Origin of the sequence: Salinibacter ruber DSM 13855, assembly GCF_000013045.1 — a bacterium.
In the GTDB taxonomy this organism is placed as follows: Bacteria; Bacteroidota; Rhodothermia; order Rhodothermales; family Salinibacteraceae; genus Salinibacter; species Salinibacter ruber.
The window spans coordinates 3,315,164-3,327,500 of record NC_007677.1; the positions used below are offsets into that span (position 1 = coordinate 3,315,164).

Consider the following 12,337-nt stretch of genomic DNA (forward strand, 5'->3'; position numbering starts at 1 on the left):
CCTTCACGGATCCTCACGTCGGACCATCTCGACGTGGGGAATGCCGACCTCCTCGAAGGTTCGGCCCGTCGACTCGAACCCGAGGGCCTCGTACCAGTCCCGTAGGTGCGCCTGGGCGTGGACCAGAAACGTGTCGAAGCCGGCGCGGCGGGCATCGTCGAGGACCGTCCGCACGAGTTGTGTGCCATGCCCTCGTCCGCGGTGGCCGTCCAGAACGGCGAAGCGCTCAAGCTTGGCGACGATCTCCTCGTCGTACGCCACCGTGCGCCACCGCGCCGTGGCGACGGCCTCCCCATCCACCCACCCCAGCACGTGCCGGCTCGTCGCGTCGTGCCCGTCCCACTCCTCGTCGGGGGGGCACTCCTGTTCTTCCACGAATACCTGCGTGCGAATGGCGCGGGCCTTCTCCCAGTCCGCGTCGCGCCGTACAGGGGTCACGTTCATCGAGGCCATCAGACACCGGTCCTTTCGCAAAAGACACGCTGTAGGGGACACGCACGCTGCGGGCAGATGCTCCGCGCTGGATCCCCGCCTTCGCCGTAATCTCTCACACACACGCTTGCACAGCGCCATGCCTTCCTCCACCGACGCCTGGGGCCTCTGGGAAGACCGGTTCGCCGCCTTCCTCGACGCCCAGGCCTCCGACGCCGACGCGGCCCACGACCGTGCCCACGTTGACCGTGTCGTGACGACGGCCCGCCAACTGGCCCAGGACGAAACGGCCCAGATGGACGTCGTCGTGCCCGCCGCCTGGCTCCACGACTGCGTGGTCCTGTCGAAGGACGCCCCCAACCGTGCCGAAGCCGCGCGGCGCGCGGCGGACGCGGCGCGCGATTTTCTCGCGGACGAGGGGTATCCCGATCAGTGGATTCCCGACATCGAGCACGCCATCGCCGCCCATAGCTACTCGGGCGACACCGACCCCGAGACCGTCGAGGCGAAGGTGGTGCAGGATGCCGACCGGCTCGATGCCCTCGGGGCCGTCGGCATTGCCCGCTGCTTCACCGTGGGCGGGGCGCTGGACCAGTCGCTCTACAACCCCGACGACCCGTTCTGTGACGACCGCGCCCCCGACGACGACACGTACACGCTCGACCACTTCTACGCCAAACTGCTGCGCCTCCCCGACACGATGCAGACCGAGACGGGGCGCACCGAGGCCAAGCGGCGCGCAGCGTACATGCGGTCGTACCTGAACCGGCTCGACGACGAGATCAGTGCGGCCTGAACCGACGCACCCGCCCGGCGTCAGGCATGCCTGCCCGGTCGGCCGGCGTTGATCCGATCCGAGACGGCGCCGAAGAAACTCGCCCCGTGCCGCGGCGATTCCAGAGTGTGGTTCGGATGCGCGCATTTTCCAACATTCCTTTTCCCTCATGGAATCGATTGAGAACCGCGTTGCCCAGGGCGAAATCGAGGTCTATAACCTGGCCGACCTCTGGGACGATCGGCCCGTCACGGAGCTCGACATCAGCACGTTTCTCGTAGACGGCCTGATGTTGAAGGAGAAGGCGTTCCGATCGGAGGTCGATGCGCACGACTGGTCCCAGTACGCGGACGAGCATGTCGCCCTGTACTGCTCGACGGACGCCATCGTGCCGACCTGGGGGTACATGCTGATCGCGTCGGAGCTTCGCGACAGTGCCCAGTCCACCACCTTCGGCCGGGCCGACGACCTCCGGCGCGAGTACTACGTGGCGGCACTCGACGCGGAAGACTGGTCGGTCTACGAGGACAAGCCCGTCGTCATCAAGGGCTGTGGGGACGACGTGGTGCCGGAGATGGCCTACGTCCACGCCACCCAGAAGCTGCAGGGCGTGGCCAAAAAGCTGATGTACGGCGAGCCCTGCTCGTCCGTCCCCCTCTGGCGCCGGCCTCAGGAAGACAAGCCGAAACCCGACGCCGAGGCCGTGGGCGTGAAGAAGCCGGACCTTCCCACCCCGAACGCGTAGACCAGCCCCCCTTCCCCAGGCCTCAGTCGCGGTTTCTGTGGGGCCCGGCGCGAGACGGTATTCCTTGCGTGCCTATGTCGTCGAATCGCACGGTCGACTCTGCGTCCGAGGCCCCCCTCGGAATGGGCTCGCTAGGCCGCCTGGTGCAGGGCCTCGTTCGGCGTCCTCACTATCGCCTCGTCCGGCGGCTGTATCACCGCCACGAGACGCTTGCCCCGCTTCTGCTCTTCTTTGGCGGCGTCACCTGGGACGCCCTCACCCTCCAGCGCATCGGCGCCCTACTCGACAACGTTATCCTCGGGGGGTACCTGTTGCTCCTCGGCGGCGCGATCGCACTCACTCTTCTCGACCGGCACGGCCGCCCGCTCCCCCCCTCGCTTCGGGCGCTCAGTACGTGGTCCGTCGGTGCGATTCAGTTCCTGACCGGCGGGCTGTTCAGCGCCTACGTGATCTACTACACGCGGAGCGCCTCCCTCACCACGGCGTCTCTGTTCCTGCTCGTGCTGGTGGGACTCCTCCTCGCCAACGAGTGGATCTGGAGCCGACACCAGGGCGGGCATCTGCTCATTGGGCTCTACTTCTTGGCCGTCTTCTGCTACCTCACGTTCCTCCTGCCCGTCGTCCTGGGAACGATGGGCTTCTGGGTGTTTCTGACGAGCGGCATCCTGAGCATCGGTGTGACGACGGGACTGCTGCTCGTGCTCCGCCGACAGGGGGTCTTCGTCCGCCTCCGGTCCTTTTTGGGCGCCCTGTGCGTGATTGCCCTTCTCTTCGGCGGGCTCACCACCTTCTACGTCCAACACTGGATTCCGCCGGTGCCGCTCGCCCTCGAGCATATTGGGGTGTACCACGACGCCGACCGGGCGGGGGACGCCTTCGTCCTTCGTCAAGAACGTGCCTCCCGGGCCTGGTTTTGGACGGGGGACGGCGATGACCCCTTCCACTACGCCCCCACAGACACGGTGCACTGCTTCACGGCCATCTACGCCCCGACTGCCTTCCAGGCGGACGTCACCCATCGCTGGCAGCGCTACGTGCCCTCGCGCGACGCCTGGGTGGATACCGACCGCATTGCGTATCAGGTGGTGGGCGGGCGGCGCAGTGGCTACCGGGGCGTCACCTATAAGCAGCACGTCTCTCCCGGACGGTGGCGCGTCACCGTAGAGACGGAGGCGGGGCGTCCGATCGGCCGCACACACTTTACGGTGGTGGCCGAGGACCCGGCCCGCACGCCTGCATTCACGACCCATCGGTATCCGTAACAACCACCGCCTCGACGCGCACCTCCCTTCCCCGAACAACGCATCCACCATGGACCTTGACCTGTCGAACCAGACCATTCTCGTGACTGGCGCGAGCCGCGGCATCGGGCGGGCCGCCGCCGAGGCCCTCGCCGACACCGGGGCCACCGTGGCCGTGCACTACGGCCGGAGCGAAGACGCGGCGGCGGAGGTCGTAGCAGCCTGCGGCCGCGGCGCCCGCGCGTTCCAGGCCGACCTCTCGACGCTGGAGGCGACGGACGCTCTGATCGAGCGCGTGGTCGACGCCTACGGACGGCTCGACGCCCTGGTGCTCAATGCCGGCGTGGCCGTGCCGACCCCCCTGGACGATGACACCCAGTCCTGGGGCGACGCGTGGGCCGAGACGATGCACGTCAACCTGCGGGCCCCCGAGCTGCTGTGCCGACATGCCCTCGATCACTTCCGATCCCGTTCGCCGTCCGGCGGACGCATCATCAGCGTGGCCTCCCGGGCCGCGTTTCGGGGCGACACGCCCGACTACATGACGTACGCGGCCTCCAAGGCCGGGCTGGTTGCGCTCACGCGCTCCATCGCCCGCGAATTTGGGACGGACGGGGTTAAAGCCTTCACGCTCGCCCCCGGCTTCACGCGCACCGACATGGCGCAGGACTTCATCGAGGAGTACGGGGAGGCCCACGCGACGAGCGACCTCGCGCTCAACGAGCTCACCGAGCCCGCCGACGTGGCCGCGGTCGTCGTGTTTCTCGCCAGCGGCCACGCGGACCACGCCACCGGCACCACCGTCGACGTCAACGCCGGAAGTTACGTGCATTGATCCGTGCATGCCCCCGCAATAGTCGCGAGTGGCCGGGGCAGTCTCGTCTACCTCTCTTCAACTCGCCTCAGGAAGTCGTCCACGACTGCGTTGAACGCCTCCGGGCGCTCGACCGGCAGCGCGTGCCGGGCATCGTGCACGACGGCAAGCTCGGCCCGGGGCATCTGTGCCTTCATCTTCCTCTTTTCTGCCACTGGGGTGTAGTCCTCGTCCGAGGACACGAGCAGTGTGGGCGTGTCGATGCGGGGGAGGCGGTCCGCCACGCTCCACCGCATGATTGCATCCATGGACCAGAGGTAGGCCTGTTTGTCGGTTCCGGCCCAGCGCTCGACGAGCGTGCGCCGGAGGGCCCCCTGGTCCGGCTTCACAAACAGCTGACGGGCGAGCAGCCGCCCAACCCGCCGCATGCCGAGGGCCTGCACCGCCAGCCGGCGCGAGACGTAGAACCATACGTCGCGCCACGAGTGGAGCCGCATGTCGGCCACGCTGTTGACGACGACAAGGCTGCGGAGAAGCCGCGGTGCACTTGCAGCCAACTCAAGGGCGACCATGCCCCCCATGGACAGGCCCACCACGTGCGCCGGTTCGTGCGCATGCTTGCGCAAGAGCACAGCCACCTCCCTCGCAAACTGGGCAATGGAATACGGGCCTTCGCCCCGCTCGGAGCGCCCGTGCCCCCGCAGGTCGACCCGAAGCACACGGTAGCGCTTGGCGAAGTCATCGACCTGCGCGGCCCAGTCGCGGCTGCTCGACCCCAGGCCGTGCACGAAGAGGAGGGGGGCGCCCCGCCCCCGCTCGGTGTAATGAAGACGCGTGTCGTCGACGGTGTCGTAGGGCATATGGAACGCGGACATCACCGGGAGACCAAGAAGACGAAGGCCCTGGGGCGCAGTTCGTTTCTCCTCAGCACTCTCGACCTCCCGACCGCCTCAGACCCCGCCGGGCCCCCAGTTACAGCGTCCTGATTTGCCCTATTGGCCCGTCGTGACGCCCCTGGGATCAATTTGTAACGCACTGCGTCAAAACGGGCGAGCACGATTGATGCATCGCGTTACGAACGCCCTGTTGCTCTGGTTATGGCTCGACGGATCAAGCGCTACGACAACCGAAAGCTGTACGATACCGAAACGAGCGAGTACGTGTCGTTGAGCGACATCGCCGCGCTCGTACGGCAAGGCAACACCGTGGAGGTCGTGGACAAGGCGACCGGTGAAGACATTACGGCCCAGACGCTCACCCAGATCATCCTGGAAGAGGGGAGGAACGGCGCCCCCGTCATCCCGCCGGACCTGCTCCACACGTTGCTGCGTCGCAGTGGCGAGGCCCTCGACACGGGACTCGACCAGATCCGCTCGACGGTCGACGGCCTGGTGGAACGCTCACTGGGACAACTGAAACGGCTCGTCCAGAGCCCCCGAAGGCGAGAACTCGACGACCTCCGACGACAGCTGCGCCACCTGGAGCAGCGACTATCCGCTCTGCTGGACGACCTCGACGCCCCGTCCCCCTCGGATTCAGACGCCCACCGACATCCACAGGAGGCTTCCGGGGAGACGCCCACCGCCGAGCCCGTTCAGCCGCCTTCTCGGGACTGACTCTCTTTTCCGTACGCTTCGTTCACAACCCATTTTCCCACGCCATGACGACTGAACACGACGCCCCCGACTCCGAAAACCTACAGGATGAACTTACCGAGCGCGGCCGCGAGGTGTGGCTGGCCGGCCTTGGGGCCCTAGCTACGGTCGAAGAGGAAGGCACGAAGCTCTTCAATCGCCTCGTGGACCGGGGACAAGACTTTGAGGAGGAGCGCCAGGCCAAGATTGAAGAGGCGACCGAGAAGGTCCGCGAGCAGAGCGACGAGGCCCTCGCCCAACTCGAAGAGGCCGGGGAGGAAACGCAGTCGATGCTCGCCGACTCTGTAAAGGCCGCCCTGGAGCGCTTCGGCGTTCCTACCCAGACGGAAGTCGACGACCTGGCAGAAAAAGTGGACCACCTGTCCAGACAGGTCGAGGAGCTTGCCGACCGCCTCGCGGAGGACGAGGCCCCTTCTTCGGACGAATCGTAGCCCTCTTCACCGCCTGGCCTCGAATTTGCGCCTTCGGGGACGAGGGGCCCTCCGTCTCGGAGGGCGCCTTTTCCCTCGCTGAGACACCCCCAGAACGTGTCCGGGGCGACATGCCCGGCACCGCTTTTGCGGACGACGAACACGGCGGACCGTACCGTTTCTCACTACTCGCCCTGCTCGATGCCCTCCCCTCCCACCGGCTCCAGCACGCTTGGCCTCGCCTGTGCGGGTGGGGTCGTCGAGGGGGCCCTCTACGAGATTGGGGCGCTGTGTGCCCTCGACGAGGCGATTGAGGGACGTCGCCTGCACGATTTAGACATCTACGTGGGCGTCAGCTCGGGCAGTTTGATTGGGAGCATGCTGGCCAGCAACGTCTCTGCACGCGAACTCAGTCGAGCCGTCGTTTCGGAGTCGTCCGACCCGAGCCTCAACCTGGAGCCGGAGGTGCTCTTCCGGCCGGCCGTGGGCGAATACGCGGGTCGACTGGGGCGCCTGCCCGGGGCCTTCTTTTCGTCTCTCCGGCACTACCTCCTCAATCCGGGCGACCTGTCTTTGCTCGGGCTTCTCGCGACGTTTGGGGCCCTAGTGCCCACGGGCCTCTTTACCAATGCCTCGCTGGAACGCTTTCTCGCCGAGGCCCTCACCACCGGGGGCCGCACCAACGACTTTCGCCGGCTGAAGCGGAAACTGTACGTCGTGGCCATGAATCTCGATTCCGCCGACGTCACGGTCTTCGGCGAGCCCGGGCACGACCACGTGCCCATCTCGTCCGCCATCCAGGCGTCCACCGCGCTTCCCGGCCTGTACACCCCCGTTGAGATCGACGGGCAGCACTACATTGATGGGGTGGCGCGCCGCACCGTGCACGCCAGCGTGGGGCTCGATGCCGGCGCCGACCTCCTCTTTTGCATCAACCCCATCGTGCCGATCAACGTCCAGCTCAAGCAACACGCCGAGCGGTTGCTCGATCGTCGAACGAACGGCCACGGCCCGCCCCTCGCCGATCGGGGCCTGCCGACCGTGCTGTCCCAGACATTTCGCGCCATCGTCGACTCCCGCAAGCAGACCGGCTTCAAGAAGTACGCGCACACCCATCCCGACGCGGACCTCATTCTTATCGAGCCGGAGTGCGACGACACGCACCTGTTCTTCTCCAACATCTTCAGCTTCAAGAATCGGCACGACATCTGCGAGCACGCCTACCAGGCCACGCGCCGTCACCTGCGTTCTCGTGCGGAGGCACTCCAGCCCATCCTAGAGCGCCACGGCCTGTGGCTGCGACGGGACGTGCTCGACGCCCCACACTCCCTCTACGACACCTCTTCTTCCGCCCAGGACCACGAGTCACAGCGCCCCGCATCTTCGATGTCGGAGGTACTCCGTGCGACCAGCGACACCCTCGACCGCCTCGACGTTCTGCTTGACCGTCTGCACAATCACGCGGAGCAGTCCAATCGGTCTGTCCCAGGCCAAACGTAAGCTCGACCTACCGCGCCCACACCGCCAGGCCCGCCCCGAGCACAAATAGGGGGATTGACAGCCACAGCGGCCCGCCCTGCACCACGGAAATCACCCCTCCGACGATGCAGGCACCGGCGATGACGCTGCTCCGAACCCCGGACAGGGGATCACTCGGGGGCTGATCGGTCAACGACTCTTCGAGCTGCGCCACCCCAGACGTCAGCAGCTGGGGGAGTTTCAGGGCCACATCCACCAGCTCGGGGGCGTTGCTCAGCAGTTCCGACCCTAGCGTCAAGGGATTGAACCGCTCGCGGAAGATCCGCTGCACGTGGCGCCGCGAGACCGCCACCACGTCGAGGTCTGGATCCAGGGTCCGGCCCACGCCCTCGAAAGTGACGAGGGCCTTCACCATCAGCGTCATCTCCACCGGGAAGAAGATTCGGTACCGCCCCCCCAGACTCAGCGACTGCAGGATGACCTGTGCGAGGCTGATCGAGCCCTGCTTGCTCCGCATCAGAAAGTGGCGGGCCATGTCCGAGACGGCCCGCCGAAATCCCTGCGGGTCGCCGCCCTCTCCCACTCGCGCCATGTCGAGAAGGTAGCGGGCCGCATTTTCCACGTCCCCCCGCACGAGGGCGTAGTAGTAGTACAGCATGCGCCGCCGGATGTCGGCCCGGAAGCGCCCGACCATCCCGAGATCAATGAATCCAATTTGGAGGTCCTCGGGCCGATCGCCGGGCAGAATCTTCAGGTTGCCCGCGTGCAGATCGGCGTGGAAGAATCCGTCTTTGTACAGCATCCGGATGACCGCAGAGGCGCCGAGATCGATTACACGCTGCCGCTCGGCCTCACTCAGCTCGCGCACGGCCTGCGGACCGGGCCGCATGCCGCCCAGGTACTCCATCGTGAGCACATCACTCGTGCTCAGGGCACGATGAACGTCAGGGAAGACCACCCCGGGGACATCCTGAAAGTTCGCGGCGAAGATTTCAGCGTGGTCTGCTTCGTAGTCGAAGTCAATTTCGCGCTTCGTGTAGGCCCCGAACTCTTCGATGATCTGTGTCGGCTGGTAGCGCGGCAGCAGCCACTGCAGAAATACCCCGAAAAACTCCAGAAGCTTCAGGTCGGACGTCACAACGTCCCGGATGCCCGGCTTAATCACCTTCACGACAACGTCGTCCCCATCGTGTGTCGTGGCACGGTGCACCTGTGCGATGGACGCGGCGGCCAGCGGCTCCGGATCGATCGATCGGAAGAGGGACTCCACAGGATCCTCCAGTTCCCGTTCAATAATTGCCTTCACCTGCGCGAAGGGAATGGGCGGCAGGTGGTCCATTAGGCTATCGAGTTCCTCCGTAATCACCTCCGGAAGCAAATCCTCCCGGATGGCCATGATCTGCCCCAGCTTGGTGAACGTGGGGCCGAGGATTTCCAGTCGGCGCCGCAGTTGCTCCGGGAAGGGACGATTTCGGAGGTCGCTACGGACGAAGGGCTTCAGGATGCCCGCTAGCACGCGCTTTCCCAGCGACCGCATGCCCGTCTTCTGTACGCGCGGCAGGGACTCGACGTACGCGATGTGCCCCCCCATCAGCAGGCCGGCTACGTGCCGCCACACCGTGAAGAATCGGCGGAACGCCCCTCGGTAGGGCGCCAGGGGATCAAAGTCTGTAAACGGTGAGGACTGAGGGGTGCCGTTTGACGATGGGGGGGAGCTTGGATCCTCGGAGCCAGGCGCCCTGCTTGCCGACGACTCCTCACGGTTCGGGCCCCCCTGGGCCACGGCAGGCGTTTCTTCTCCGCTCGGGGCTGTCGGTTGAGACGAAGGGCCCGAAGGGGAGCCGTTGGAACGGTCCATGCCGAAGATCTAACTCGTGAAGAGAGGAGCCCGCCTCAGAACATGCAGGGTTTCTGCTACACAGCACGTAACGGGGACACTCGGAAATGGTTGGTGGCCGGACGTGACAGGACCGACAGTCTTCACTGACTGATGGCCCCAAATAAAAAAGGGACGCCGCTGCAGTTGCAACGGCGTCCCTATAGGGGAATCCTGGCAACGTCCTACTCTACCGGCCAACGGCCAGTACCATCGGCGCTGCGGGACTTAACTTCTCTGTTCGAAATGAGAAGAGGTGTTTCCCCCGCGCTATAGCCACCAGGAAACTCAATGCTGGTGCTTTCACCAGCGAATGTCTGACATAGTGGTAGATCTCAACACACTCCCGAAGCGAATCGGGATGCAAGCGATGCGTTGTGCCCCCATGATGGCATGTGCAAAATAGGGGTGTTAAGCCTGATGGGTAATTAGTACGGCTCGGCTGAACGTATTGCTACGCTTACACCTGCCGCCTATCCACGTCCTCGTCTCGAACGACCCATTGGGAAGACCCAGTCTTGCGGAGGGCTTGGCGCTTAGATGCTTTCAGCGCTTATCCCTTCCGGACATAGCTACCCAGCGATGCGCCTGACGGCACAACTGGCACACTAGCGGTCCGTCCACTTCGGTCCTCTCGTACTAGAAGCAGATCCGCTCAAGTCTTCGACGCCCTCAGTAGATAGGGACCGACCTGTCTCACGACGGTCTGAACCCAGCTCGCGTGCCGCTTTAATGGGCGAACAGCCCAACCCTTGGGACCTTCTCCAGCCCCAGGATGCGACGAGCCGACATCGAGGTGCCAAACCTCCGCGTCGATATGAACTCTTGGCGGAGATAAGCCTGTTATCCCTGGCGTACCTTTTATTCTTTGAGCGACGACCCTTCCATTCAGAGTCGCCGGATCACTAAGTCCTGCTTTCGCACCTGCTCGACTAGTATGTCTCGCAGTTAAGCACCCTTTTGCCTTTATACTCAACGCATGATTACCGACCATGCTGAGGGTACCTTTGAAATCCTCCGTTACTGTTTTGGAGGAGACCGCCCCAGTCAAACTACCCGCCTGACAATGTCCCTCGACCGGATCACGGTCGCAGGTTAGACATCAATCAGAACAAGGGCGGTATTTCAGGGATGGCTCCACTGCGCCTAGCGACGCAGCTTCCATGCCTCCCGCCTATTCTGCACATGTTCTGACTAATGGCAATGCCAAGGTGTAGTAAAGGTGCACAGGGTCTTTCCGTCCCACTGAGGGTAGCCGGCGTCTTCACCGGCACCACAATTTCACCGAGCTCGCGGTCGAGACAGCGCTCAGATCGTTGCACCATTCGTGCAGGTCGGAACTTACCCGACAAGGAATTTCGCTACCTTAGGACCGTTATAGTTACGGCCGCCGTTTACTGGGGCTTCAGTTGCGAGCTTCATGCCCAAAGGGCATTAACACGCTCCATTGACCTTCCAGCACCGGGCAGGTGTCAACCCCTATACGTCGTCTTGCGACTTAGCAGAGGTCTGTGTTTTTGTTAAACAGTCGTCTGAGCCTGGTCACTGCGACCCTTTTCCATTTTTGAGCGGAAAAGGGCGCCCCTTCTTCCGAAGTTACGGGGCTAGATTGCCGAATTCCTTGACCACGATTCACTCGAGCGCCTGAGGATACTCTCCTCGCCTACCTGTGTCGGTTTATGATACGGGCTCCCGAAGCAACGGCCGACGGTTTTCTCGGTGGTATGCTCGGGGGCTCTATGAGTTTGCCTGTCGGCTCCCTCTACTATTGCGGTTCGGCCTTTGGAATGGAGCAGCGGATTTGCCTACCGCTCCGGCCTACTTGCTTCAACGTGCTTTCGTCAGCACGCGGCCCTTACGCTACCACGTCACGTCGGACGTTAGCGCTGTTGGGAGGTACGGGAATATTGACCCGTTTTCCATCGCCTACGCCCTTCGGCCTCAGCTTAGGTCCCGACTAACCCTGTTCCGATTAGCGTTGAACAGGAACTCTTAGGCTTGCGGCGAACACGTTTCCCACGTGTTTTATCGTTACTCATGCCTACATTTTCTTTTCCAGCCGCTCCACTGTGCCTCACAACACAGCTTCTGTGCAACTAGAATGCTCTCCTACCAATCGCCCAAAGGACGATTTCGAAGCTTCGGCGTCAGACTTGATGCCCGGGAATCTTCGGCGCCAGACCGCTCGACCAGTGAGCTATTACGCACTCTTTTAATGAATGGCTGCTTCTAAGCCAACATCCTGGTTGTCTAAGCAGTCCGACCTCCTTCGTCCAACTTAGTCTGAACTTAGGGGCCTTAGCTGTCGATCTGGGTTGTTTCCCTCTCGGACATGGAGCTTATCCCCCATGCCCTCACTGTCATGAAACGTGTACTGGCATTTGGAGTTTGTCAGGGTTTGGTACCCGGTGAAGGGCCCTAGCCCAATCAGTGCTCTACCTCCAGCACACTTTAACATAACGCTGCACCTAAATGCATTTCGGAGAGAACGAGCTATTTCCGAGTTTGATTGGCCTTTCACCCCTACCCACAACTTATCCGGCAGTTTTGCAACACTGGTCGGTTCGGTCTTCCACGCGGTCTTACCCGCGCTTCAACCTAGTAATGGGTAGCTCACTCGGTTTCGCGTCTGCCCCCACTGACTCGACGCCCTATTCGGACTTGCTTTCGCTGCGGGTACGGCCCTGAAGGCCTTAGCCTGGCCAGTGAGGAGCAACTCGTAGGCTCATTAAGCAAAAGGCACGCCGTCACACCGACCCAAAGGGTCCGTGCTCCGACTGGTTGTCAGCTCATGGTTTCAGGTGCTTTTCGCTCGCCGATTAGGCGTTCTTTTCACCTTTCCCTTACGGTACTGGTCCACTATCGGTCATGGGCGAGTATTTAGCCTTGCCAGATGGTGCTGGCCGCTTC

General features: G+C 63.5%; 10 protein-coding genes and 2 rRNA genes (1 of these 12 only partly in view). 7 read left to right on the forward strand and 5 right to left on the reverse strand.

Going from position 1 to position 12,337, the window contains the following annotated elements:
• Nucleotides 1-3: 3 nt before the first annotated feature.
• Entirely contained in the window at nucleotides 4-453 is a 450-nt protein-coding gene (locus SRU_RS14030; protein ID WP_043552746.1) for a GNAT family N-acetyltransferase, read from the reverse strand.
• A gap of 118 nt (nucleotides 454-571) precedes the next feature.
• Between SRU_RS14030 and SRU_RS14035 the strand changes: the two genes are divergently transcribed.
• The 4 genes from SRU_RS14035 to SRU_RS14050 all read left to right on the forward strand — a co-directional run bounded on the left by SRU_RS14035 (nucleotide 572) and on the right by SRU_RS14050 (nucleotide 4,028).
• Entirely contained in the window at nucleotides 572-1,228 is a 657-nt protein-coding gene (locus SRU_RS14035) for an HD domain-containing protein (RefSeq protein ID WP_103017150.1), read from the forward strand.
• Nucleotides 1,229-1,376: 148 nt separating this feature from the next.
• Complete coding sequence (locus SRU_RS14040) at nucleotides 1,377-1,952, forward strand: DUF2480 family protein (protein WP_011405390.1); 576 nt, start codon at nucleotides 1,377-1,379, stop codon at nucleotides 1,950-1,952.
• A 122-nt stretch (nucleotides 1,953-2,074) separates the two neighbouring features.
• A complete protein-coding gene (locus SRU_RS14045; protein WP_231847198.1) occupies nucleotides 2,075-3,214 on the forward strand; it encodes a DUF2914 domain-containing protein in 1,140 nt (379 codons plus the stop codon).
• Nucleotides 3,215-3,263: 49 nt separating this feature from the next.
• Nucleotides 3,264-4,028 (forward strand): SDR family NAD(P)-dependent oxidoreductase, encoded by a 765-nt coding sequence (locus tag SRU_RS14050; RefSeq protein WP_011405392.1) that lies wholly within the window; start codon nucleotides 3,264-3,266, stop codon nucleotides 4,026-4,028.
• A 47-nt stretch (nucleotides 4,029-4,075) separates the two neighbouring features.
• On the opposite strand, the gene SRU_RS14055 is transcribed toward SRU_RS14050, so the two are convergent.
• On the reverse strand, nucleotides 4,076-4,867 hold the full coding sequence (locus tag SRU_RS14055; protein ID WP_231847199.1) for an alpha/beta fold hydrolase: 792 nt from the start codon (nucleotides 4,865-4,867) through the stop codon (nucleotides 4,076-4,078).
• A gap of 237 nt (nucleotides 4,868-5,104) precedes the next feature.
• Between SRU_RS14055 and SRU_RS14060 the strand changes: the two genes are divergently transcribed.
• From SRU_RS14060 to SRU_RS14070, 3 genes are all read left to right on the forward strand, one after another.
• On the forward strand, nucleotides 5,105-5,623 hold the full coding sequence (locus SRU_RS14060) for a polyhydroxyalkanoate synthesis regulator DNA-binding domain-containing protein (protein ID WP_011405394.1): 519 nt from the start codon (nucleotides 5,105-5,107) through the stop codon (nucleotides 5,621-5,623).
• Nucleotides 5,624-5,667: 44 nt separating this feature from the next.
• Nucleotides 5,668-6,093, forward strand: a complete 426-nt coding sequence (locus tag SRU_RS14065) for a phasin family protein (RefSeq protein WP_011405395.1) — start codon at nucleotides 5,668-5,670, stop codon at nucleotides 6,091-6,093.
• A 180-nt stretch (nucleotides 6,094-6,273) separates the two neighbouring features.
• A complete protein-coding gene (locus SRU_RS14070; RefSeq protein WP_164923690.1) occupies nucleotides 6,274-7,572 on the forward strand; it encodes a patatin-like phospholipase family protein in 1,299 nt (432 codons plus the stop codon).
• Nucleotides 7,573-7,579: 7 nt separating this feature from the next.
• On the opposite strand, the gene SRU_RS14075 is transcribed toward SRU_RS14070, so the two are convergent.
• The 3 genes from SRU_RS14075 to SRU_RS14085 form a co-directional block, all read right to left on the reverse strand.
• Nucleotides 7,580-9,409, reverse strand: coding sequence for an ABC1 kinase family protein (locus SRU_RS14075; RefSeq protein ID WP_011405397.1), 1,830 nt, complete (start codon nucleotides 9,407-9,409; stop codon nucleotides 7,580-7,582).
• A 190-nt stretch (nucleotides 9,410-9,599) separates the two neighbouring features.
• Nucleotides 9,600-9,711 (reverse strand): 5S ribosomal RNA (gene rrf, locus SRU_RS14080).
• Between the two features lie 123 nt (nucleotides 9,712-9,834).
• A 23S ribosomal RNA gene (locus SRU_RS14085) occupies nucleotides 9,835-12,337 on the reverse strand; it runs 440 nt beyond the window's last position.